20 protein-coding genes and 2 pseudogenes are annotated in these 20071 nt (G+C 56.0%); 12 read left to right on the top strand and 10 right to left on the bottom strand.

Annotation, left to right across the window (positions count from 1 at the left end):
- Positions 1–33 precede the first annotated feature (33 nt).
- The 7 genes and pseudogenes from ACXX9E_RS16285 to ACXX9E_RS16255 all read left to right on the top strand — a co-directional run.
- Positions 34–1257 (top strand): annotated as a pseudogene (locus ACXX9E_RS16285) (RHS repeat-associated core domain-containing protein); the annotation flags it as partial.
- 10 nt (positions 1258–1267) lie between these two features.
- Complete coding sequence (locus ACXX9E_RS16280) at positions 1268–1621, top strand: hypothetical protein (protein ID WP_141232643.1); 354 nt, start codon at positions 1268–1270, stop codon at positions 1619–1621.
- A 186-nt stretch (positions 1622–1807) separates the two neighbouring features.
- The gene (locus ACXX9E_RS16275; protein WP_458555714.1) at positions 1808–2425 is read left to right on the top strand and encodes a hypothetical protein; all 618 of its coding nucleotides are present in this window, start codon (positions 1808–1810) and stop codon (positions 2423–2425) included.
- 210 nt (positions 2426–2635) lie between these two features.
- Entirely contained in the window at positions 2636–3049 is a 414-nt protein-coding gene (locus ACXX9E_RS16270) for a hypothetical protein (RefSeq protein ID WP_458555713.1), read from the top strand.
- A 173-nt stretch (positions 3050–3222) separates the two neighbouring features.
- Positions 3223–3654, top strand: a complete 432-nt coding sequence (locus ACXX9E_RS16265) for a hypothetical protein (RefSeq protein ID WP_458555712.1) — start codon at positions 3223–3225, stop codon at positions 3652–3654.
- 126 nt (positions 3655–3780) lie between these two features.
- On the top strand, positions 3781–4155 hold the full coding sequence (locus ACXX9E_RS16260) for an SMI1/KNR4 family protein (RefSeq protein WP_458555711.1): 375 nt from the start codon (positions 3781–3783) through the stop codon (positions 4153–4155).
- A 124-nt stretch (positions 4156–4279) separates the two neighbouring features.
- Positions 4280–5305, top strand: a complete 1026-nt coding sequence (locus ACXX9E_RS16255) for a hypothetical protein (RefSeq protein ID WP_458555710.1) — start codon at positions 4280–4282, stop codon at positions 5303–5305.
- 70 nt (positions 5306–5375) lie between these two features.
- On the opposite strand, the gene ACXX9E_RS16250 is transcribed toward ACXX9E_RS16255, so the two are convergent.
- The 3 genes and pseudogenes from ACXX9E_RS16250 to ACXX9E_RS16240 form a co-directional block, all read right to left on the bottom strand.
- Entirely contained in the window at positions 5376–6107 is a 732-nt protein-coding gene (locus ACXX9E_RS16250) for a tetratricopeptide repeat protein (RefSeq protein WP_458555709.1), read from the bottom strand.
- 106 nt (positions 6108–6213) lie between these two features.
- Positions 6214–6351 (bottom strand): hypothetical protein, encoded by a 138-nt coding sequence (locus ACXX9E_RS16245; protein WP_458555708.1) that lies wholly within the window; start codon positions 6349–6351, stop codon positions 6214–6216.
- A 51-nt stretch (positions 6352–6402) separates the two neighbouring features.
- Positions 6403–7222 (bottom strand): annotated as a pseudogene (locus ACXX9E_RS16240) (VanW family protein).
- Between the two features lie 226 nt (positions 7223–7448).
- Between ACXX9E_RS16240 and ACXX9E_RS16235 the strand changes: the two are divergent.
- Positions 7449–8246: a glycosyltransferase family 2 protein gene (locus tag ACXX9E_RS16235; RefSeq protein ID WP_458556584.1), complete on the top strand. Its 798-nt coding sequence runs from the start codon at positions 7449–7451 to the stop codon at positions 8244–8246.
- A 415-nt stretch (positions 8247–8661) separates the two neighbouring features.
- Here the strand turns inward: ACXX9E_RS16235 and ACXX9E_RS16230 are convergent, their stop codons facing one another.
- From ACXX9E_RS16230 to ACXX9E_RS16200, 7 genes are all read right to left on the bottom strand, one after another.
- Entirely contained in the window at positions 8662–9195 is a 534-nt protein-coding gene (locus tag ACXX9E_RS16230) for a hypothetical protein (protein WP_458555707.1), read from the bottom strand.
- 85 nt (positions 9196–9280) lie between these two features.
- Positions 9281–9463, bottom strand: coding sequence for a hypothetical protein (locus tag ACXX9E_RS16225; RefSeq protein WP_123467528.1), 183 nt, complete (start codon positions 9461–9463; stop codon positions 9281–9283).
- 11 nt (positions 9464–9474) lie between these two features.
- On the bottom strand, positions 9475–9717 hold the full coding sequence (locus ACXX9E_RS16220; RefSeq protein WP_458555706.1) for a hypothetical protein: 243 nt from the start codon (positions 9715–9717) through the stop codon (positions 9475–9477).
- A 75-nt stretch (positions 9718–9792) separates the two neighbouring features.
- On the bottom strand, positions 9793–10863 hold the full coding sequence (locus tag ACXX9E_RS16215) for a lipocalin-like domain-containing protein (protein WP_458555705.1): 1071 nt from the start codon (positions 10861–10863) through the stop codon (positions 9793–9795).
- A complete protein-coding gene (locus ACXX9E_RS16210; protein ID WP_458555704.1) occupies positions 10853–13324 on the bottom strand; it encodes an ABC transporter permease in 2472 nt (823 codons plus the stop codon). The genes ACXX9E_RS16215 and ACXX9E_RS16210 overlap by 11 nt, the downstream gene beginning before the upstream one ends.
- Positions 13321–13974 (bottom strand): ABC transporter ATP-binding protein, encoded by a 654-nt coding sequence (locus ACXX9E_RS16205; protein WP_186747305.1) that lies wholly within the window; start codon positions 13972–13974, stop codon positions 13321–13323. Before ACXX9E_RS16205 ends, ACXX9E_RS16210 begins: the two co-directional genes overlap by 4 nt.
- A 195-nt stretch (positions 13975–14169) precedes the next feature.
- Entirely contained in the window at positions 14170–15867 is a 1698-nt protein-coding gene (locus tag ACXX9E_RS16200; RefSeq protein ID WP_458555703.1) for a sulfatase-like hydrolase/transferase, read from the bottom strand.
- A 389-nt stretch (positions 15868–16256) separates the two neighbouring features.
- Here ACXX9E_RS16200 and ACXX9E_RS16195 point away from each other — a divergent pair, with 389 nt between their 5' ends.
- Genes ACXX9E_RS16195 through ACXX9E_RS16180 form a run of 4 tightly spaced genes read left to right on the top strand, consistent with a single transcriptional unit; the run spans position 16257 to position 20055 of the window.
- Positions 16257–17609 (top strand): UDP-glucose dehydrogenase family protein, encoded by a 1353-nt coding sequence (locus ACXX9E_RS16195; RefSeq protein WP_123467516.1) that lies wholly within the window; start codon positions 16257–16259, stop codon positions 17607–17609.
- Positions 17606–18643, top strand: coding sequence for an NAD-dependent epimerase (locus ACXX9E_RS16190; protein ID WP_128614155.1), 1038 nt, complete (start codon positions 17606–17608; stop codon positions 18641–18643). The genes ACXX9E_RS16195 and ACXX9E_RS16190 overlap by 4 nt, the downstream gene beginning before the upstream one ends.
- A gap of 18 nt (positions 18644–18661) precedes the next feature.
- Positions 18662–19408: a sugar transferase gene (locus ACXX9E_RS16185; protein WP_447808776.1), complete on the top strand. Its 747-nt coding sequence runs from the start codon at positions 18662–18664 to the stop codon at positions 19406–19408.
- The gene (locus ACXX9E_RS16180) at positions 19408–20055 is read left to right on the top strand and encodes a CpsD/CapB family tyrosine-protein kinase (protein WP_186747301.1); all 648 of its coding nucleotides are present in this window, start codon (positions 19408–19410) and stop codon (positions 20053–20055) included. The genes ACXX9E_RS16185 and ACXX9E_RS16180 overlap by 1 nt, the downstream gene beginning before the upstream one ends.
- The last annotated feature ends 16 nt before the right edge of the window (positions 20056–20071 follow it).

The following is a 20071-nucleotide window of genomic DNA, read 5'->3' as shown; positions in this document are numbered from 1 at the left end:
AGCAAACCACGTTTCTTTTCGTTTCTTCTGGATGAATACAACAACGTCGGCCAATTGAGCCATCGTCGCCTGCCCGATGGCAGCAAACTCGACTACCGCCACCTTCGCGGTGGGCGCCTGAGCACCATCGACCTCAACGGCTCACGTCTGACCGCTCACCAGTTCAGCGCCGGCCGCGAACAACAGCGCCAGCAAGAACTATTGCTCAGCCAATACCAGTAAGACGAACAGGGTCGCCTGCAAGCCCATAGCGTCAGCCAACGCGACAAAAACCTGTTCCAGCGTCGCTACAACTACGACGCCAACGGCCGCCGCATCGAAAAAACCGTCGACGGCCACATCACCGAATTCCTGTGGCAAGGCGAACGCCTGATTGCCGAAAGCGCCGAAAACCGTTACCGCAGCTACATCTACGAACCGGGCAGCTTCCGCCCATTGGCGATGCTCGATGGCGAAGGCCCACGTAAAGCAACGCCGTTCTATTACCAACTCGACCACCTCGGCACACCGCAGGAACTCACCGATTACAGCGGTGAAATCATGTAGTCGGCGAAGTACCGAGCCTACGGTAACCTCGCTGCGCTGGACGTCAGTGAGATCGATAACCCGTTGCGGTTCCAGGGTCAGTATTTCGATGCGGAGACAGGGTTACATTACAACCGCCACCGCTACTACAATCCGGGGACTGGACGGTTTTTGACGCCAGATCCAATCAAGCTTGTGGGAGGATTGAACAACTACCAATACGTTACCAACCCAACTGGGTGGATTGACCCCTTAGGGCTAAACAACTGCCCTGGCGTCACCATGCATAAAGGCGTGCCCATCAGTAATGATGCTCGAGGTCACCTCGAAAGAGCCGATGGCTATAGCTCCAAGTCTGGCGTTAAAGGAGCTCATAACCGAGATAAATTCCTCCAAGCAGCCACTGACAATAAATTACATATCCTTTCAGAGACGCAAAGTCCCAGCACCCCTGGTCTTTCGGAAATTACCTATGGGCGAGACTCTCTGGACAGAACGGGTAAGGTTGATGGTATTAAGGAGTTTGGTAATCCGAAAACAGTCTACGACCCGAGTGTAATATCTACTGACCAGATGTTCGAGGCGGGAAAAGAGGCCGCTGCCTCAGGTTACAGCGAAGCAAAAGCCAGTGGAAAGCGGGTATATAGTGCGTACCATAATGGTATAAAATTTCGAATTTATCTGGACGAGACGCTAACAACCGTCACAAATTTCCACCCTTCTATGAAGTGATGACAAGAATATGACTACGCTGACTACAAGCCAAAAAAACACAATCCATAATTGCTTATTAGATCTTTTGGAGTCCTCGTCGCTGCACAACCCCAGCTTTCTTCCAAAAGCGCTGGAAAGCCTTCTCGAATCACAAGGATTCGGAATTGAAATGTCAGGAGTTTATATCAGCACTGATGCTGACCCAGATAACATTCCCGAATACCTAATAGAAGGTATTGCATTCGAATTCATGGAGAGCCATGTTTCCCTACCTTTCAATGAAGCCATTGAGTGCATAACAGAGTGGTGTCAGTCGGAAAAACTGCCGAAAACTATGCATATCGAGCCAACTCTGAAAAAACTGCAAGATAAATACAAATAATCCGATCCACTTCAAATTATCGTAAACGGGGAATAAAACGAGGCAAAACGGGGACAGACCACGATTCCTTATTTCAAAACGGAGCAGAGCACAGTTTTTTGAATCTATATAAAAAGGTGACAAATTTATTTACTATAAACTGAAAATAAATCTGCCCCCTTTTCTGCTTATAATCGAGAGAGCGAAATGAATTTTTTAATTGACATTACAGAATCCTTTGGCGCCATCGATTTCGACAATGCCGGCGGAGTTATATCCTATATAAACATCCCTCCAACTGAAAACATTCATAATAGCTTTCAACTCGAAATTTTTAATGTCGTTCTTAACCTAATAGACGAACCAGTAGTTTCTTCAATAAAACTTCAGAATTCGAAATTCTTGGAAAACATGGACGAGGACGGCTTCCTAATACTCAAGAAAGCAATCATTACATTTGAGAAAATAAAGGGCCATGAAAAACTAATACGTCTATTAAACCAAGATGAAGGCTACTTGACGCACGAATCTTACGGCCCCAAATTAGCGAACGAAGATAAAATCTACGACGTCGGAGGAAGATCATTCTCAACACCACAGTTATTGATCAATCTTGCCATTATCTCACCAAAAAAAGTAACTATCGAGTTCACCCCTTCGAACCATACTTATATAGCAACATACGAAGAACTCCAGAACTCAGTAGAACTCTTAAATTTACAAGCAAATCGTGTCCAACCTCCAATCCAGGGAATATTCGACACAACCTACAGCAATATACACACCGTTAGCGATTTTGATGCGGGTTATCGAGTATACAAATAATAGAACAATGGTAAGTGGGGACAGTCCATATCTACCCTGAACAGCCGAAAAGATTTTTCACTTCCCCCAAAAAATATTTAAAAGTAGAAGCCCTAGCGCGTAAACGTGACCAGGGACATTACGTTTCTTTTCCATAAAAAAAGACTAAAAAAAGGGACAGATTTATTTTCTATGGGGTAACGATCCAAGCGTTCCACCCGGAGACAAAAAGTGAAAGTCACATGCAAAACAAACAAGATAGGCGAAAACTTCTCGACAGAAACAGCATCAAGACTAAAGCGCTACATTTCAATTGGCGACGATGAACTGAAAATCGAAATTGGAAAAGAATATGTAGTTTATGGCATTGAGCTTTGGGATAACTGCCCTTGGCTTTACATTTGCACAGAACCCTATGACGAATATCCGAAACCGTTTGCCCTAGATTTTTTTGAGATTTCCGACAAGAAACTTTCATCTCACTGGATTTTGAAATCCAAGGAGACTCACAACAACAAAAACAAAACTCAATTTGTTTTTCAAGAGTGGGCTGAAAACGACAGCTTTTATGAAAACCTAGTTAACGAAGATCAAACCTGCAAAACTATATTCAACCGATACAAAAAACTCATTGATACAGAATAAGATCAAAAACGATACATGAGCAACCTTTTCACTTGCGAGCTCCGCGCAATAGAAGGACAGGCTATATTTTTCCGTTTCGCACTTTAAACGCGGTCTGTCCCTGATTAATTCTCAAGTTCAATAACGCTTAAAGAGGATGGTACGATTACGCCAATACCACCTGGAGAATTTCCATGATATTTAAATCAGCCGGCACAGAAGTCAATCTAAACACGATCACTTACAGGAGCCTAGGCTTCGGTGAGAAATCAATTCTCGAAACAAAAAAATACGAAATGACGATAAACAACGACGAGTTCCCGGAAAAGTTCATCAACCATGCAAACTCATTTATTGCCGAATGCAAAATTGATGACTCTGAGCAAGGCTACGCTGACATTCCCGAACTAAAAAAAATAGGTTACCCAACCTTTAATGAAATTTTAAACGACCATCACAATTTCGCTGCCAGCCTTATAAAAGATCATCTTTACTTCGAGCTTTTTTACTTCCTATTCCCCAACTCAAGAGAACTTAAGGTGGTTATTAACAGCATCGAAGACATAAAATCAGATGGAAGATCAATTACAATCACGGGCGACACGTATCCAGTTCAGAAAATTTAGAAAATCAAATCTACAACTCAAAGGAGCAAAAAAGGGGACAGATTTATTTTGTCTGAAGGTAGTCTACCCCGAACGGCCATCAATCTTTCCGCGCTCTAAACGTGGTTTTCTCCTGATTAATTACTTATGCAAATCCATCTCAACATCGATGACCTACCCGCCTACCCATACCCTACAAACTTCCTGCATTTTGCATCCATTGAACCAGAAACAGATATCGAGCCTTGGTGGCTGCTGGTATACAACGAAGGTACAATCAACAACTGGTACAAAACACTCAAACAGCTTTATCCAGAACGCACATTGATCCCATTTGCCAAATTCAACGCGAATGATGACATCGCATGTTTTGATGGGGATGATTTTTCTGGGCAGCCCCATGTGTTGATAATTCATGCTTATGCGTCAGAGGGCTGGGAACTTCACGCCACCTACGCTAGCTTCGATAAGTGGCTAGAAGAAGCCATGGTGCAAAATGCCGAGTGGCTCAACGAGGACTAAAAACTTTAATCCCGACAAGCCTGGTATTTGCTTTAGAAAAAACGAGAGAACCGCAGGCAGCCCCTGAGAAGTCTCGTTGTTTAACCTCTACTCCCCCGGACTGAACAATCAAAGGACTGTAGCCTTGAAACGCTTGAATCGCCCATTTTCCATCCTCCTCGCCCTCACCTTCTCCCTTAATGCGACTGCACTGTCCCTTCGCTCCGAACAACGCCCCGACGGCACCACTGCCCTGTTACTTTCAAATGAACCCACCGCAGAACGCGCGCCAAAGCTCAACCAGGATCCAGCGGTGCGCTCAGCACTGGTCGATTTTTTTGGCTATCAAACCGGTAGCTACACCAACGACAACACAATGATTGTGCAGCAAGTTCTGGAAGCGCTTGATTCGGAAATGTCGACGTTTGCGGACGGTGTGCCTGCCGGCAGCAAAATGATTACTGCCATGGATGATGGCAACAATGGGTTTGAGCGCGGCGCATTGTTGCTTAACGACAAGGGCCAGTTGGTCGCTGTCGGGCTGGTCAATGGCCACTGCACGGTCAAGTCGCGTGAGGAGGCTTTGACCTGTAATGATGCCCCGCAAACCGTGCTGACCATTTTCCAACCGCAAGGCGCTAAACAAGCTGATGCCGAATCTTTGATCGGCTGGAGTAAACAACTGCCTCCGATGATGGCGATATGGGCGGAAAGTGATGACCCGGAACGCCGAGCCAACGCGCAGAAAATTGCCAGCGTTGAATACGCTGCAACCAAACCGGAAGAGGGAGCGTGGACAGCGGCACAGTTACCTTCCGACTTTCCCAAAGCCATGCTGGCGATGCTTCCGCAGCGGGCTCACCTGATAGGTGCTGGCGCCCACGGTGTTTTCACGACGCCGGGGATGGAGGGCACGCCGATTGATGGTGATTGGGACAAAATAGCCGGCCGTCCACAACATGAGTTCGAGGTCATTCTCCGGACTTTTACAGAGTACGCGGACGTCATCGACTTCTATCAGCAGCATGCGAAGGACGCCGAAATCAGCGGCAACCAGCGCAAGGCGCTGGTGGAAGGCTATCTCGGTGGTGGGACTTACAAGATCGAAATCAGCAACAGAGAAGACGAAGGCACCGTGATCACTTTCTCTGCCTGGCGGCAAGAAGTCTGATTTATCCGTATAAAAAGTGGGCGACCCCATGATCGCCCTCTTTTAAATCAATATATTCTCCCCGTTTAAATCAAAGCTTTTGCAGCTCTTCTTTAGCTCCCGGAGCACTGCGTTCAATTGCTTTGAGCATCCAGTACTCGGCCTTGGATTTGCTTTTTGGCAAACCGCCACGTCCTTGCGCGTACATTTTCCCAAGCGCCAACTGCGCGTTGCCAAAATCTGCATCCGCAGACTTGCGGTAAAGCTTGGCCGCTTCACGTTGGTTTTTTACGGTGCCTCGCCCCTGTTCAAGCATTTGCGCCATTTCATACTGCGCATACTTATTGCCGAGCGCAGCCGACTTGCCAAACCAGGAAAATGCCAGAGCTTCATCCTTGTCCACACCTCGTCCAGCGGCGATCATTTCCGCGAGGTGAAGCTGTCCGTAATCGTCACCGGTTTCAGCCAGTTTGCGATACCACTGAGCGGCAACAACATCGTCCTGTGTAACTCCGTCACCCTTCTCATAGAGGCTTGCCAGCAGCATGTAGGCTGAGGGATATCCGCCTTCGGCGGATTGGTGGTAGTACGCTAATGCTTTGTCCATGTCCTTGAGATTTTTGATCGATCGGCCACCGCGATGGTAGATCTGCGCCAAACTGAACTGCGCTTTGGCGTTCCCCTGCTCCGCAGCTTTCAAATCCCAGTAAACACTTGCGTCTTCACCCTCAACGCTTCGATCCCAACGAAGTTCCTCAGCCAATCCGACTTGCGCTTCAGCATTACCTTGCTCTGCAGCTTTGCGAAACCACGCTTCCGGCATGCCCGGTGACCACTGCTCAACCACCCCGCAGAGGTTCTCTTGAATGGCTTTGCCAAACTGCGTCTGCGCGTCAAGATCACCTGCGACCGCTTGTTCATGCAGCCGCTCAGAATTTCGGCGCGCACTTCCCTGCCTTCATGCCGTCGTAGTAATCACGCGGCGCTTGTGCCCACGTATTACAGGCGATGAACATTGAAAAAAGTGCCGTGCCCGCCGTACCGACAGTTTTGAAACGCTTGATCATTTGTTACTTCCTTGTGGCTTAAAAAATCCAACGAAAACCTTGCGCAAAATACTAGCTCGCTTCGAACATCTGCTCGTCCACGTCGTACTTAACCACCACCCGATTCCGATACAACCTCACCCTCTCCACCAACTCCCCAACCTGCCCCTTCTCCCGCACCTCCCGCCAAATCTCATTCTCCCGATACACCCGCGCCCCCTCCCGCACAAACCGATGCGCCTCTTGAAACACGTGATAGCGATATTCCCTCACCCGATCACACAACAACTCCCCTTCGAGTTGTGTCTCGCCGACGTTCAACTTCAGCTGAAAGCTCCGATCCGTCGGGTTGTGCAGCACCAGATCAACGTAGTTGTAGAAAATCGCCGCCCCGGATCCAAACGGCAGCACCCGCCCCTCATCCGGAAACGGATCGAAGCTGTGGTTGGAGCGTTCAACCACTACCAGCGGTGAGTGAGATCGCCATCCAGTGAATCAGGTTGCTCAGTTGGCAAATGCCACCGCCCACCCCGCGTCGAGCTTCGCCGAAGGACAGTTCCATGCCTTCCACATACCCGCGTTCGCGTGTCGGGCGGCCGACGAGGCGGCAGAAGGAGAAGTGTTCGCCGGGGGCGATGATGACGCCGTCGATGGCGGCGACAGCCAGTTTGAGGTTGATGACTTTGTTGTGTTGCAGGACAAGGTCGGAGTCGCCGAGTTTGCGGATGAGTTTCGAGGTGTGTTTGAGGTAGCGAAATGGCAGGCGCTCGACCTGTGCGCGAAGGCTTGCGTAGCGTTTGCCGGAGCAGCGCCAGGCGATCTGGCGGAACAGTCTTTTTTGCCACACGCGCAGCCAGTACAGGGCCGGGTGGTAGAGGGAAAGTGGTTTCATCCGTGATACGTCGGCGCTTGCCGTTGCTTCCTTGAGCCGTTGGGCGCGCATTTTAGCGTGTAACGATCTCCGGCACCCGTGGCATTTCCAGGCAAATCGAACGCTTTCAGACACTCGCCGCGCTCAGGAAATCTGCAAATTAAGGTTCGACTAAGGTTGCGTCGCTACCAGTACGCGTCTCATGAACCCCCTGTCGCCCCATGAACCGCGGATGAGTCCTTCTGATATGAGAGCGTTCGATTTACCAGCCCGGCCACAAGCGAATTTCAGTCTTGTCTTGGTAAATTACAAAACCCCTGACATCACCAGGATGTGTCTTGAGTTATTGCACCCACATGTCAAGGAGCTGCATATTCCGGTGTGGGTCGTGGACAATGATTCGGCCGATGCCAGTCTTGATTACTTGCGTTCGCTTGACTGGATCAATCTGATCGAACGTCCTTCGCCGGGTAAAGAACCCGGCCACATTGCGCACGGCAAAGCGCTGGATCTGGCGCTGGACAAAGTCGACACCGATTATCTGTTTCTGCTGCACACCGACACCTTTGTCTACGACAAAGAAGTGTTTGCCATGATGATGCGTGAGTGCACAAAAACACCGGACATGGCCGCAGTCGGTTGTGTAGAGCAACTCAATCGCGGAATTGTTCGTGACACCTGGCGTTTAACTTCGCGCTTCTGCAAGCACTATGTTCGTAAAGCGAAAGTGCGTATGGGCCTGCGTTCGAAACAGCCAAGACCTTACAAAGAAACGCATCTGAAAAGTTTCTGCACGTTGTGGAATGTCCGCTTGATGAAGTCTCAAGGCCTGCACTTTTGTATGGATGATCGAGTGCCCGGTTATACCCTGCAGGACCGGATGGTCAACTTGGGTTACGGCATCAAATTCCTCTCGCCGCGCAAGATTTTCAGCTATCTGGATCACATTCAGGCAGGAACCGTTGCAGCGGCGGGTACCTACGGGGAAAACCACCGGCGCACGAAGATGTATCAGGCCACCCTCAAGCGTCTTCAGAGGGCATAAACCAGAAGACGATGCAAGTGAAGGTTAATTTAAGTCCAATAAAAAAGGGCGACTGCAAAGTCGCCCTTTTTGCTTGCAGAAATTGTATACATCCGCTCCGAAGAGGTGTTCGCCCAGTGTAATGGCCTGGCAATCCATGCACCGGTAAAGAGCCCTGACACTGGGCGAACGGGTTGGATTTTAATAGAAGTTGGCGCTTATGTCCTCATACTTCAATGTAAAAATTATGTACGAACAAGTTAACAGATATTTATCGACGATTTCTTGCGTGAAACTTTCGGGATCGCTAAACCCTATTAATAGTATGACTACTCTAATACAAAAACTGTACAAGAGCAGTCATGCCGTAGAGTTAATACTCAACTTTCGTGTTGACTGGTCACTTTTAATATATCGGTGTAAGTGACGATGACGTTCAGCTCTGCCCTTCTTTCAAATCTTTCAGCTTGGCTTGAATTTCAGGCTTTTTCACGTCGAGGATTTTCGATTGACCTTGCGGGTTTTGCAGGGTCACCTGATTTTTCTTCAAATCAATTTTGGTGATTTTCAGTTGCACCTGAACCTGACGGAACGCTTCACCGCCCGGATTATCGCTGCCCGGGGAGTTACGCAACTCGCCGGTATGCTCGACGGTGCCAGGCAGACCTTTATCCACATCGGTGTCGAGGTACGCGGCGACGGAGCGCTGGACTTCAACCTTGACCAGATCGCCGACCTTGAGATTGGCGAGGTTTTTCGCCTTGTCGCTGAGCTGGACATGCACTTGACGACCTTCGGCGCCCTCGAGCACGACCTGGTGCTTGGCAGCGTCAACGGAGATCACTTTAGTCGTGACCTGATCCGCTTCGAGGGTGGCAGACAACGGAATATCGGCGGCCAATGCGCCGAAGCTGGTGGCGGACAGTACGGTGGCGAGGGTGATGGCCTTGGCCAGTGTATGAAGTTTCATAGACGATCCTTTCCCTGTGATGAATGGCAGCACCCGGCGTCGAACCGCGTTCGGCGCCGAATGTGCCCCTGAGCATAGACGCTGTTCAGGGCTTGGCCGTCGTCTGTTGCTTTGCCGTGTCCTGCGCGGTGGACTCGCCGCTCGGTGTGCCTTTGCCGCTGTTCTGGCGCTGTTTGGGATCGGTTGGCCGCAACGCGTCGTTGTCGCGCTCGGTTTCTCCTGGTGGCCGGGGCTCGTCGGGGTGTTCGCTGGAGTTGACGGGGTTCATGGCGGTTGTCCTCAGGCTTCGGGGTCGTCGAGTTCGCGGGTGACGTTGGCCGCGGGGGAATCCTTGTGCAGGTCATCGGCCTTGGCGCGCAGGATCTGCCATTGCTCCAGATCGATCGCGCCTTGGCCCAGCAGGTCGTCGGCGATGCGTTGCAGATCGAAGTAGTGAGCGTCGGGGGATTGCTGCCAGTAGGTCGAGTCGTCGAAAAGGCGCTGCCAAATGCTGAGGTCCGGGGGTTGCAAGTCGTCGCTCATGGCCAATCCTCCACAGGTATTACGGTGTAGAGGCGGCGAAATGAAACGGAGTTCAATCCAATGCAGGCGCGCCGGTCAGTACCCGGTCATTTCCAGATAGCCGCGCCCGCCATGGCTGCCGCTGACCCGCACCGGCCCTTCCCAATAGGGAATGCGCAGGTTCATCCAGGCGTTGGGGTTCAACGCGGACAGGCTGATGTCCAGTTGCTTGTCGGGAATGCGAATGGTCCAGCGCACCGGCATCGAACGTCCAGCGACTTTGGCGGTGTCTTGCGGGACGAGTTCGATTTGTTCACTGCGCAAGGTTTGCGCCTGGCCGTCGGCGGTGATCCAGGTGCCGGTGAGGTATGGCGCGCCGTCCTTCTGGCGCATGCGGTAGAGCATGACGTGTTCACCGCTGTCGAGGTGCAGGGAGAACCAGTCCCAGCCGGTCTGATTGGCGGTCAGCGGCTGACTGCTCCATTCGCGATCGAGCCAGGCCGGGCCGCTGACAGTGTGGATCTGGCCGTCGATCTGCAAGGTGCCACTGGCCTGGAAAAACGGCTGGCTGTAGTAATACGAGGCCTGGCCCTGCTCGGATTTCTGGCTGAAGCCATTATCGCCCTGCAACACCAGCGGCCGACTGGACGTGAGGTGCAGTTGATAGGCGAATGATTGAGCGCGTGCACTGAGTTGCATATCGCTCAGGGGATCCTGCGCCTGACTGGCAAACCGCCAGTCATCGATCCACGCCTCGAATGGCGCCACGTTCACCCCGGCCTGCCCCACGCCGCCCCGAGCATAACGCTCGGCAGCATGGTGCGCGGTGGCCGAGGTCACCGCCGCATGGCCGAGCCAGACCGTCTGATTGCCCCAGCCCGGTTGCTGCGACACGGCCTTCAAGGCGCTGCGAAACAGCGTCCACTGCACACCGAAATCGTTGCCCTGCGGGTCCTTGAGATTGGCGGTGACGTACCACCACTCGATACGAAAACCGTCATGGGCACCGTGATCGGCCGGGAAGCTGAACACCCGCCCGGGTACTACGGGGGTGAACTGCGCCGCCTGGTCGCCGAGCCCGGCAAAGCCCTTTTGTTCAGGCGCCGATTGATCACAGCCGGCCAGCAGCAATGCCAGGCACAACGACGCCACCCGGTTAATCCTCATGGGCAAACGTCCTCAGCAGGTCCGCCGGTTGCGTGCGGTACAACGAATACAGCGGCCAGGCTGAGGCGAGCAAGGTCGCCAGCAGCGCCAACCCCATCAGTTGCAGGAGTTGCAGCGGAAAGATCCGCAACGGCAACCGCCAGCCGAACGCCTGCACATTGATCACCGCATCCAGGCACCATGCCAGCGCGATTCCCAGCGGCAGCGCCAGTATCAGCGTCAGCACCGCCAGCAGCCAGGTCTGGCCGAGGTTGAGCAGCATCAACTGCCGGCGCGTCACACCCAACGCCCACAGCGGCGCCAGTTGTCCGAGGCGGCTCTGGCTCTGGGTCAGCAAGCTGATGAACAGCGCCACACCCGCCACCGCCAGCGTCAGGCTGTTGAGCGCCGCCGTAGCCGCGAACGTGCGCTCGAACACTTGCACCGACCAGCCCTTGAGCCGCGCCTGATCGACGACACGACTGTCATCAATCTGGAAGCGCGTTTGCAGCGCCGACAAAAATGACGGGATGTCGGGCGGCGCGATGCGCAGGTTGAAACGGTTCGGCGTCAGTGTCGGCCACAGCCGCAACAGATGGTTGCTGTTGACCAGCAGGTGCCCCCTGGGATTGCCATAGTCGGCGTAGATCCCGACGATGCGCGGTGACCTGGTTCCGCCCGGGAACGGCAGGCTCAGATGCTCACCCGCACGCACCCTCAGGCGCCGCGCCAGTTGCTCGCTGAGCATCACCGCGTCGTCGTTCGCCAGGTGCGCCCACGGATCCCCGGCAATCGCGTCGAGCAGCGGCCAGTGCTGCCGGTAATACGGATGATCAATCGTCCCGAACACATCCGCCGGCCAGCCTTGCAGGGTCACCGCCACTTGCCAGTTGGGCAGTACGGCGCTGACGCTCGGCTGCTGCTTGAGCCAGCTATACAGTTCGCGGGACTGCGCCGGATTGACCGGGTTGATATAAAGCTCGGCGCTCAGGCGCTGTTCGAGCCAGTCGTTGAAAGTCTGACGAAAACCGGCGGTCATGCTGCCAGCGCCGATGTTCGCTGCGAGCGCCAGCAGCAGCGCCATCAGCGCCAGACTCAGCGCTGGCAGTTGCTGGCGACAGTCGGCCACAAACCACTGACCGAGCACCGAACGACTGCGCCCGAGCAGTTGATTGAGCACCGAGCTCAGCACCACCGGCAGCGCCAGCGCGGCGCCAAGCAGCAGCCCGGCCATCAACGCAAAACCACTGCCGAGGCTGTCGCCCCAGACCAGCGCCAGCAACGCCATCGCGCCCAATAGCGCCGCCAGCCACCCCTGACGCCGCAACCAGCGCGCATGCTGCTGATGCCAGGCCTGCGGTTCCGCCACCGCCAACAGCGGCAAGCGAGCCGCGCGCAGCAGACTGTTGGCACCGGCCAGCAATGCGCCGAACAGGCTCAGGCCGATACCGCTGAACCACCACCACGGACTCAGGCGCAGCTGCCCCGCCACTTCCGCACCGTAGAGACCGCGCAGGCTGGCGGCGACGTCCGGAAGCAACACACTCGCCAGCCAGTATCCGCTGATGACCCCGAACACCCCGCCGACCAGGGCCAGCACACCCAGTTCGACGATCAGGCTACCGATCAGCATCCGCGCACTCACCCCGCAGGCGCGCAGGGTACGCAGCAGTCCACGCCGTTGTTCCAGCGCCAGGCCAATGGCCGCGTGAACGATGAACAGCCCGACCACGAACGAGAGAAACCCCAAGGCATCGAGATTCAAATGAAAACTCTCGGTCAGGCGCGCCAGATTGTTTTCCTCGGCACTGCTTTTAAGCTGCAACTGACCGTTGAACGCCGCCGGCAGCTCGGCGTGAAAATCCTTCGGCAATAACAGCCGCGACAGTTGCCCGGGTTGTTCGAGCAGGGTTTGCGCAACGCCGATGTCCACCAGCAACACACCCGGGGCCATGTCCTGTTGCGCGTGCAACGGCGGCAGGGTCTGGCCGTTGACGGTCTGCGGCGTGGCGCCCTCGCTGAGGTTCAAGGCCTGCAGCGTCTCCGGTGAAATCCACGTACTACCCGGCGGCGAGAAGAACGCTACGATACGCTCGATCGGCATCGCCTGCCCGGCCACGGCGGAATCCGCCGGCAGTGACACCGGTTCGATGCCGATCAGTTGCAGACGCTGGTTATCGTGATCCTTGAGCACCAGTCGCCCCTGCAACAGCGGCGAAACCGGCCAGCCGACGCGGCGCAGATCGACAAACCATTGCTGCGTAAAGGTCGCACCGTTCGGTGTCGCGAGACTGGCCTGGGGTTCGCCACCGATCATCTGGCTGGCCCGGGCGTAACTGTCGCGGGCCTGACTGTTCAGCGCCTCGACCCCGGTCAGCAGACTGGTCGCGAGCCACAACCCGGTCAGCACACTGAAAAACTGCACGGGATGCCGCCGCCAATGGCTGAGCAGCGCGCGCAGGGTTTGCCAGAAAACGTTCACGTCAGCCGGCCATTGGACAACACCACCCGCTGCGCCAGGCGTGCGGCAACCCGCGGACTGTGGGTGACCATCAGCAGCGTGGTCGGCGTGTCGTCGAGCAGCTCCAGCAACAGACGCAGCACTTCATCGCTGGTGGCTTCGTCGAGGCTGCCGGTGGGCTCGTCGGCCAACAGCAATTTCGGCCGCGACGCCAGGGCCCGGGCCAGCGCGACCCGCTGCTGCTGGCCGCCCGACAACTGTTCGGGATAGCGCTTGAGCAACTCGCCCAGCCCCAGGCGCTGCACCAGATGCGCCTGCCAGTGCGGATCATGGCGGCCGGCTAGGCGCGCCTGAAACGCCAGATTGTCCTCGACCCGCAGGCTGCCGATCAGGTTGAACTGCTGGAACACCAGACCGATCTCGGTGCGGCGCCAGTCGGCCAGTTGCGCTTCGTTCAGGGTTTCCAGCCGATGCGCGCCGCTGCGGATGCTGCCGCGATCAACCTTGTCGAGGCCGGCGATCAGGTGCAGCAAGGTGCTTTTGCCACTGCCGGACTCACCCATCAGCGCCAGACTGCTGCCGGGCTCCAGGGTCAGGTCGATGCCTTGCAGCACCGGGAGCGGGCCTTGTGGGGTGAGGTAACTTTTGAAGACGCCTTGAACCTGAAGCATGCCGCCATCCGTTGGGTCAGTGTGGGGCAAGGATAGCGGATAGCAGCCTCTTCAGATCAGTGGTGTTTGCACGGGCCTCATCGCTGGCAAGCCAGCTCCCACAGTGTTTTTGGGTGTATTCAGTATTTGTGAACAACCTCAATCCCTGTGGGAGCTGGCTTGCCAGCGATGAGGCCCGCTGGCCCAACACAAATCTCACTGCCCGGTTGCCACACGGGTCGCCGCCTCCCCCGGTGTGACAATGGTGTTCAGATCAATATGCTTCCACTCAGGCTTGGCCCCCAGCCGCGCATTGAAGCGGTAGTTGAAGGTGAAATCGTCCGCCGTCGGCACCGTCAACGGCTTGCCATACACCGCCTCGATCCCCGTCAGGTCGTACCCCATCAACTGCAGCAGGGTCGGGAAAATGTTGTAGTGGCTGGAGCGGTCCTTGTTCACCGTCAGTGATTGCGCCCAGTCGGGCCCCTGCAACTGATCACCCTGAATCACCACCAGCGGCACCAGCCCCTCCTCCTCCACCGGGTCGCCGCCGCAGTGCGTATTGAGCCCGGGGTTACCGCGTTCATGCAGGTCCTGGCCGTGATCGGAGGTGTAGATCAGCAGCGCATTATTCAAGTTGGCCTGGGCAAACACCCGCGCGAAGAACTCGCCAACGTTCCAGAGAACCGTGTTCTTGTAGGCATTGCGGTACAGCGCCCAATCGTCCGGCTGGCCGTTGAAACCGTCGCGCTTGCCGGTGTCGGCCACTTCGGTGAACTGCCCGCGCGGCAGCGTCGGGCGATACGCCATGAAAGCGTCGGGGTACTTGTCGTGCACCGGGAAATGCGCGCCGACCTTGTTGATCACCACCAACTCCGGCTGGTCATCGTTGAGCAACTCGATCAGCTTCGCGGCGGCGGCCATGTCGCGGTCACGCACGCTGGTCTGGTCAAACTGGACGAATTGGTCGATGTCCTTTTTCTCGCTGTCGGTCATCAGGTTCTGCAAGTTGCCGCTGGTGCGCTGGGCGTCGATGTACACCGTGCGCAGCCCGGCTTTTTTCGCGTACTGCCAGATCGACGGCAGGGTGCTGTTGATCCGCGTGTAATCGTCGCGAGTGCCGCCGTAGCGCAGGGTGACGTTGGTGTCGGCGCTGCAGTTGGCAATGGACGCGGCATAGCCGTAATTGAAGATGTCGACACCTGGATGCGCCTGCTTGAGGTTGCTGTGCACCCCGAACGGCGCGTTGATGTCCAGGTAATTGCCAGAGATGCTTTCGTCGATGATCAGCACGATGTCGTGATTGACCGCCGTTGCGTTGCGCGCCAGCGTCACTGGTTCACGCGGGCCGACGGTGTTGTGCAGCGCTTCGTAGGCGAACAGGTTCAGATAGGCCAGCGGCGTGTACATGATCGGCAAGCCCCGCGCGCCCTCGCCCGCCCGCAGGAACAACACCGTACTCAACAGCAACACGCCACACAACGGCGCCGCCACGCGCAGCGCATTGGGCACCCTCAGCGCATGACGCGGCTTGAGCCCGATGCCGAACAACAACAGCAGGCCACTGAGCGCGCCATGAATGATCGCGTCGCGGTACTGGTAGGCGGCTTCCTGGATGAAGCCGCCGGAGTACACCAGGGAGACAAAGCTGCTGTAGCTCAGGTAATCCGCAGTGACCCGGGTATAGACATCAAAAAACACCGCCGAGACAAACAGTGTTATTGCGAATAAGTGGCGAATGAGCGCCTGACGAATATAAGCCGTTAGATATAACGCTAAAGTCAGCGCCAAAAACATCGCGCCAAAAAGAAGCACAGCAAAACCGACACCGATAGCATTTAACCGATCAATGTAATATTCGGAATAAAGCAGCAGATAAATAATTAAAAGCAATTCTTTGGCATATCTGGACATGGCGATACCGGACGTGCAATACGGCAGAGAGTCAAAGGCTTGTCGGTCAAAATCTGACACTAGCACCCGGCCATCAAAGCGCAAGAATTGACTGTTTTTTTTAGAAAGCGTCAAAAAAACGATGACTCAAATCTGACACACACGAAACGCTACAAGCCTTTAAATTAGCGACTTACAACCGTCCATCGCTTATTTTGAATCTGAACAAATCTGCAAGAAATCAACAAATTCAATCGCAGCAATGACTTGATGGCCAATCGCCAAAAAACGCTCAAGTGTTATACACGTGCAACATGTCATTTTGCTGACACGCTTTCCAAACCCTGCGCTATACCCCTTTTACAGTCTTCTTCCGAACTTCTTCTTTTCGCTCTATCGAGGGTGCGCAGATGGACGTGAGCGTATTTGGCACGGGCTATGTTGGACTTATTCAAGCCGCCGCACTTGCAGATGTCGGTCATCGGGTTTTATGCGTAGATATTGACCCAAACAAGATTAAACAACTGCAACAAGCCGTGCCGCCCATCAGCGAACCGGGACTGTCGGGCACACTTGAAGAAAACATCAAGGCCGGCCGTCTGCTGTTCAGCACCCAGGCCAGCGATGCGGTCGAGCATGCCGAGCTGATTTTCATCGCCGTCGGCACGCCGGCCGATGAAGACGGTTCCGCCGACCTCAGCCACGTGCTCAACGTCGCCCGGCAGATCGCTTCGCACATGGAGGCCGATCGCACCCTGATCATCAAGTCCACGGTGCCGGTCGGTACGGCCGATCAGGTGCTGGCCACCGCCAACAGCGAACTGCTGCGTCGCGGCAAAAGCAATCTGGCCGTGCGCGTTGTCTCCAACCCCGAGTTTCTCAAGGAAGGCAGCGCCCTTGCCGACTGCATGCGCCCCGACCGGATCATCGTCGGTACTCGCGATGACGTGGCTCGCGAGCAGATGAGCGAGCTGTACGCGCCGTTCTGCCGCAATCACGAAAAACTCATGTTCATGGACAACCGCAGCGCCGAACTGACCAAGTACGCCGCCAACGCCATGCTCGCCACGCGCATCAGTTTCATGAACGAACTGGCCAACCTCACCGAACTGCTGGGCGCCGACATCGAAGCCGTGCGCAAAGGCATCGGCTCTGATCCACGCATCGGTTACCACTTCATCTATCCGGGCTGCGGCTTCGGTGGCTCATGCTTTCCCAAGGACCTGCGTGCCCTGCTGCATACCGCCGAACACAACGGCATGCCGCTGAAACTGCTGCGCAGCGTCACCGACGTCAACGACAGCCAGCGCCACATCCTCTTCAGCAAACTCAAGGCGCAGTTTCCGCAAGGCCTGGCCGGCAAGTCCATCGCGATCTGGGGCCTGGCGTTCAAACCGAACACCGACGACATGCGCGAAGCGCCCAGTCGTTACCTGATGGACGCGCTGTGGGCCGAAGGCGCCAGTGTGCAAGCCTATGATCCGGAAGCCATGTCCGAATGCCGGCGCCTTTACGGCTATCGCAACGACCTGCACCTGTGCGCCACCCGCGACGACACTCTGGAAGACGCCGATGCCTTGGTGATCTGCACCGAATGGAAAAACTTTCGCGTAGTGGACTTCGACCTGCTCGCGGAAAAACTGCGTTCGAAAGTCATCATCGACGGCCGCAACCTCTACAACCCGGAACACGTGGCCGCCGCCGGCCTGCATTACAGCGGCATCGGCCTGCGTCACATCGCACCGCAAGGGCTACGCCCATGAAAATCCTGGTCACCGGCGCAGCCGGCTTCATTGGCGCCCATTGCGTGTTGCGGCTGATGCGCGACGGGCATGCGGTGGTCGGCCTGGATAACTTCAACGGCTATTACGATCCGCAACTCAAACACGATCGCGTGCGATGGGTACGCGATCAGGTCGGGCATTTCCCGCTCGCGCGGATTGACCTGGCCGACGCCGCCGCGATTGAAGCGCTGTTTGTCCGCGAGCAACCGCAAGTGGTGATCCACCTCGCGGCGCAGGCCGGGGTGCGCTACTCGCTGGAAAACCCGAAGGCCTATCTGGACAGCAACCTCAGCGGCTTTTTGAACATTCTCGAAGGTTGCCGGCATCATCCGGTCGAGCACTTGATCTATGCCTCGTCGAGTTCGGTGTACGGCGCCAACCAGCACACCCCGTATTCGGTGCACGACGGCGTCAATCACCCGCTGTCGCTGTACGCCGCGACCAAAAAAGCCAACGAGCTGATGGCCCACAGCTACAGCCACCTGTTCGGTATTCCCAGCACCGGCCTGCGCTTTTTCACCGTGTACGGCCCCTGGGGTCGGCCCGACATGTCGCCGATCCAGTTCGCCCGCGCGATCACCGAAGGCACGCCGCTGAAACTGTTCAACTACGGCGAGCACCAACGGGATTTCACCTACATCGACGACATCATCGAAAGCATCGCGCGCCTCACCGACCATCCGCCGCACAACCACCCCGAGTGGGATCGCGAACATCCCGACGCGGGCAGCAGCATGGCGCCGTGGTGCCTGTTCAACATCGGCGGCCACCACCCGGTGGAGCTGAAAACCTACCTGGCGTTGATGGAAAAACACCTCGGTCAGAAAGCCATTGTCGAGCTCTTGCCCCTGCAACCGGGCGATGTGCTCAACACCTGTGCCGAGACCGACGATCTGGCCCAGGCCACCGGGTTCCAGCCCCGGATCGAGCTGGATGAGGGGCTGGGGCGTTTCATCGCCTGGTTCCGCGACTACTACCCCACTGCCTGTCGCCCACGCGCCGCTCGCGGCTGAACATCAGCGGAGGACCCCATGACTGGACATGAGCAAGGTGTACCGATCCAACAAATGCGCCGCGACAAGCGCATTGACCCCGAGCACCGGATGCGCCTCGATGCGGCGATTCATCGCCAGGGACGCGGCTGGTTCACGGGCCGCGAAGGCGGTCGTCCATGGCAACTGTCGCGCACCAATCGAGTGATGGCCTGCTTCGGCGCCCTGGCGATTCTGCTATTGATTTCGCCGCTGTTGGTCGCCCTGGCGCTGATCATCAAGTTCACCAGTCCGGGGCCGGTGATGTTCGTGCAGAAGCGCACCGGCTACCGCGGCCGCAAGTTCGGCATGTACAAGTTCCGCACCATGGTCGCCAACGCCGAAGAATTGAAAGAGTCGCTGCGTCACCTCAACAAGCACGGGGTCGACGCGATTGATTTCAAGATCGACAAGGACCCACGCATCACCCGGATTGGCGGTTTCCTGCGGCGCACCAGCCTCGACGAACTGCCCAACCTGATCAACGTGGTGACCGGTGACATGCGCCTGGTCGGCCCCCGTCCGACCTCGTTCAACGCCTACCGCTACAAGGACAACCACCTTGCCCGTCTGGCGATCTACCCCGGCATGACCGGCCTGTGGCAGATCTCCGGACGCAGCAACATCGACTTCGACCAGCGCGTTGAGTTGGACCTCAGCTATATCGCCGAGCAGAGCCTTTTGCTTGATTTGAAGATTCTGTTGAAAACCCCCTTCAAAGTATTCAGCGGCCACGGAGCAAGCTAATGGACGGTTCAACCAACAAAAGCCTGAGCATCGCCAACCCCAGCGAATCGAACCTGACCTCGACCGTGCTGGACCTGGATCTGCGGATCCTGTTCCTGACCGCCGCCAACCCCGGGGCCGGCACCACCACCAGCGCCCTCGCGTTGGCCAGCCAACTGGCGCAAATGAGCAGCGGCCAGGTACTGCTGGTAGACGCCAGCCAGTCGGCAAGCAACCTGACCCGGCAATTGAACCTGAGCAAGGAGCGCGGCCTGCGTGACTTGCTGTTCAACCCGGACAACCCGCCGCTGTTGCAGGACTGCGTGGTGCAGGTGTCGAGCCTGCCGTTTCACGTACTGCCCAACGGCCGGCCGATCCGCACCCTGGAACACCTCACCGCCGAGCGCCTGAGCCCATTGCTCGACCAGTTGGGCAGCCAGTATCGCTTTGTGGTGATCGACGGCGATGCGGTGTATTCCGCCGCCGACACGCTGGTGATCAGCACGCAGGTCGATGGTGTGGTGTTTGTCGTTCGCGCCGAAGACACCCGCTGGGAAGTCGCCCAGGCCGCCGTGCAACGCCTGACTCAGGCCGGGGCAAAAGTGGTCGGCAGCGTGTTCAACCGACGCAAGTACTACATGCCCAAATGGCTTTACAAAAACCTGTAAGCGAACGCGAAGGATG

The organism is Pseudomonas sp. GNP014 (assembly GCF_054344005.1).
The sequence above is the reverse complement of the archived record's forward strand: the minus strand, read 5'-3'. Positions and strand labels throughout refer to the sequence as shown.